Here is a 3,877-nt window from a genome sequence, read left to right as displayed (position 1 = left end):
TGCGGATTCCACATCGGCATCGCCTCGAGCGGCACGCCCATGGCCTTGGCGGTGTTGCGACCGAGGTGCTGGTCGGGAAAGAACAGCACGCGGCGACCGCGCGCGAACGCCCACTCCAGCACCGTGCGCGCGTTCGACGACGTGCACACGATGCCGCCATGCCGTCCGACGAAGCCCTTGATCGCCGCCGAGGAGTTCATGTAGGTCACGGGGATGACGGGCACGAGGCCGTCCGCGTCCGGCTCGTCCAGCGGCCCGTAGACGTCCTCGAGCTGCTCCCAGCACTCCTCGACCTGGTCGATGTCGGCCATGTCCGCCATGGAGCAGCCGGCCGCGAGGTTCGGCAGGATGACCGCCTGGTGCGGGCCGGAGAGAAGGTCGGCCGTCTCCGCCATGAAGTGCACGCCGCAGAAGACGATCGCCTCGGCATCCGGATGTGCCTGCGCCGCCTTGGCGAGCTGGAACGAGTCGCCCACGTAGTCGGCGTGGCGGACGACCTCGTCGCGCTGGTAGAAGTGGCCGAGGATCACGACCCGCTCGCCCAGCGCCGCCTTGGCCGCACGGATGCGCTCGTGCAGCTCCTCCTCGGAGGCCTCGCGGTAGGCGGAGGGCAGCGCACCCTGCACGGGGGAGCCGGTCGGGATCACGTCGCCCATCGACGCGCCGGGGCCGTAGCCGGGAGCGCTGTCGAAGGTCCAGGGGGCGGCGGCGAGGTCGGTGGAGCACGTGCTTCCCGTCCCGACGCCCGCCGCGATGGCCCGGATGCCGCGGTCGACCGACGGATCGATCTGATCGCGGCGCTGCAGGAGGAGGGGAGAGGCGGGCATGACGCACCGTCACCTTCTAGTCGTTTCGACACTTACTCTCGCGATCAGATTAAGTCACTTCGACCAGAACTGCAAAGGAGTGCGTGCGATCTCTCCGCGGCGACGAGGCATCGCCCGGGTCGCGGCGGCGCACTGCCGGCCACAGCCGCGCGCGAGGCGTCGAGCCGGGCGCTCAGGACGCGTCGGGTCGAGCTTTCAGCAGGCGTCGGGGCGGACGCTCAGGACGCGTCGGCCTCGGCGTTGTAGCGGAACAGGCGCGCGGGGCGGTGCTTGCCCGTGCGGAACGACTCGGTCGGCACCAGCGCCTCCGAGCCCTCGAGCAGGCGGCGGAAGTTCGACGGATCCAGGCGGCGCCCGAGCACCGACTCGTACACCTCGCGCAGCTCGGTGAGCGTGAAGCGGTCGGGGAGGAGCCCCGCAGCGATGCGGCTGTAGCCGACCTTGTTGCGCAGGCGCCACAGCGCGTACTCCGCGATGCGGTTGTGGTCGAAGGCGAGCGGCGGAAGGTCGTCGACGTCGAACCACTCCACGTTCTCGGGTGCGCCGGCCACCGAGCGCTGGGCGTCGACGAGATCGGAACGCAGCAGCGCCCAGTACACGACCGACACCACGCGCGTGGGGGAGCGATCGACGTCGCCGAACGTGTACAGCTGCTCGAGGTAGCTCGGGGTGAGGGCCGTCGTCTCGGCGAGCGTGCGCGCTGCCGCGTCACCGAGGCCCTCGGCGGCTCCCAGCCATCCACCCGGGATCGCCCACATGCCCCTGTGCGGCTCGCGCGTGCGCCTGACCAGCGGAAGCATCAGCCGGTCGGACTCCGGGTCGGGTCGCAGCGAGAAGATCACGGTCGAGACTGCGACGCGGATCTCGTCCGTCGGCCGCTCGCTCGTGTCGCTCATCCTTCGACCCTACTTCGCACCATGGCGCCGCACGGATCCGCGACGCGCGCCTCGGTCCGGACGGTGAACAACTTGACTCAAGTCAACGATCTGTGACATAGTTGACGCATGTCAACCGATTCTGCGCGCCCAGACAGCGATACGAAATCCACTCCCGCGATGCGTCCGTCGCAGGTGCTGCAGGCGATCTCTGGTCTGATGGCGGCGATGTTCGTCGTGCTGATCTCGTCGACGGTCGTCGCCACGCCGATGCCGCAGATCATGGCCGACCTCGGCGGCACCAACACGGAGTACACGTGGGTGCTGGTCGCCGCGTTCCTCACCATGACCGTGACGACGCCGGTGTGGGGCAAGCTCTCCGACATCTTCAACCGCAAGGCGCTGCTGCAGATCGCGCTGGCGATCTTCACGCTCGCGACCGTCGCCGCGGGCTTCGCGGGCTACATCGGCGGCGACAGCCACGACGGCGGGGCGACCTGGCTGATCGGCTGGCGCTTCGTGCAGGCCGTCGGCACCGGCGGACTGATGGCCCTCGGTCAGGTCGTCATCGCGGACATCATCTCGCCGCGCGAGCGCGGCAAGTACATGGGCATCATGGGCGCGGTCATGGCGGTCGGTCAGATCGCCGGCCCGCTCCTCGGCGGCGTGATCGCCGACACATGGGGCTGGGAGTGGTGCTTCTTCGTGTGCGTGCCGATCGCGGTCGTCGCGTTCGTCATGATGCAGGCGACCCTGCACGTCACCACGCGCCCGCGCCCCGTCCGCGTCGACTTCCTCGGCATCGGATTCGTCGTGGCCAGCATCGGCCTGTTCCTGATCTGGATCTTCTTCGGCGGCAAGCCCGCCGACGGCGGCTTCGAGTGGAACTCGGCGCTCAGCTTCCTGATCGCCGGCGCGGGCGTGTTCTTCGCCGCCGCCGCGATCGTGATCGAGTTCCGCGCGAAGGCGTCCGAGCCGGCCGCACCGGGACAGCCCCGCCCGGTGAAGATCGACCTCGTCGGCGCCGCGTTCATCGTGTCCGGGATCGCGCTGATCCTGATCTGGATCAGCCTGGGCGGCAAGCCCGACGCCGGCGGCTTCGCGTGGGATTCGCCCGCCAGCCTCACGATGGTCGGCGTGGGCGCGCTGCTCACGCTCGGCGCGATCGTGACCCAGTTCGTCGTCGCCGAGCCGATCATCCCGCTGCGCCTCTTCGCCCAGCGCACGTTCGCCCTCGCCTCGATCGCCTCCGTCTCGGTGGGCGTGACGATGTTCGGCACGTCCGTGTTCCTCGCGCAGTACCTGCAGTACGCGCGCGGCTTCACTCCCACCGACGCGGGCCTGGCCACTATCCCGATGGTGATCGGCTCGATGGCCGGCGCGATCGGCGTGGGCCAGGCGATCTCCCGCACCGGCAAGTGGAAGGTCTTCGTGATCCTCGGTGCGGCCATCCTGACCGCTGGTCTGGCCGGGATGTCGACGATCCACTACGACACGAACATCTGGGCCGTGTGGGGCTACATGTTCCTGCTGGGTCTCGGATCCGGCGTGCTGATGCAGAACCTCGTGCTCGTCACCCAGAACTCGCTGCCGCCGACGATGCTCGGCTCCGGCAGCGGGGCGATCACGTTCTTCCGCAGCCTCGGCGGCACGGTCGGCGTGACGGTGCTCGGATCCATCCTGGGCACGCAGGTGGGCGACAAGATCAAGACGGGGCTCGAGGAGCTCGTGGCGAAGATCGACCCCACGCTCGGCGTCCCGCAGCTGCTCGCGGAGAACCCCGACTGCGCGGACAGCCTCCAGCAGATGCAGTCGGGCAGCCTGCCCGATGTGGCCGCCCTGTGCGAGCCCGTCCGCACGGTCGTGGAGAGCGGCTACGGCGACTCCATCGCGCACCTGTTCCTGCTCGTCGTGCCTCTCGCGATCGTCACCCTGATCTGCACGATCTTCCTGCCGAACAAGCCGCTGTCGCGCAAGACCGCGTCCCAGCAGATCGAGGAGGAGCTGGGCGCCGAGCTTGCGGCGCTCGAGCCCGCCGAGCGGGGCGGCGAGGGTTTCCGCGAGCTGGTCGAGAGCGGCGCGATCACGCTGCCGGATGGGCAGCCGACACGCCGCAGCCGACGCCACGGCGGCGAGTGAGCACGCCGTGATCGGGGAGAATTCGGCCATGCAGGG

The 3,877-nt window shown here is 69.5% G+C and carries 3 protein-coding genes; 1 reads left to right on the top strand and 2 read right to left on the bottom strand.

What is annotated here, in order from left to right; translation table 11 throughout:
• Positions 1-827, bottom strand: an 827-nt coding sequence (locus tag RIF89_RS11950; protein WP_309069330.1) for a quinolinate synthase, incomplete at its 3' end; no start/stop codon positions are given.
• Positions 828-1,045: 218 nt separating this feature from the next.
• A complete protein-coding gene (locus tag RIF89_RS11945) occupies positions 1,046-1,723 on the bottom strand; it encodes an NUDIX domain-containing protein (RefSeq protein ID WP_309069329.1) in 678 nt (225 codons plus the stop codon).
• A 159-nt stretch (positions 1,724-1,882) separates the two neighbouring features.
• Here RIF89_RS11945 and RIF89_RS11940 point away from each other — a divergent pair, with 159 nt between their 5' ends.
• On the top strand, positions 1,883-3,841 hold the full coding sequence (locus RIF89_RS11940) for an MFS transporter (protein WP_309069328.1): 1,959 nt from the start codon (positions 1,883-1,885) through the stop codon (positions 3,839-3,841).
• The last annotated feature ends 36 nt before the right edge of the window (positions 3,842-3,877 follow it).

Origin of the sequence: Microbacterium sp., assembly GCF_031178525.1 — a bacterium.
In the GTDB taxonomy this organism is placed as follows: Bacteria; Actinomycetota; Actinomycetes; order Actinomycetales; family Microbacteriaceae; genus Microbacterium.
This window is presented reverse-complemented; position numbering and strand designations above follow the sequence as displayed.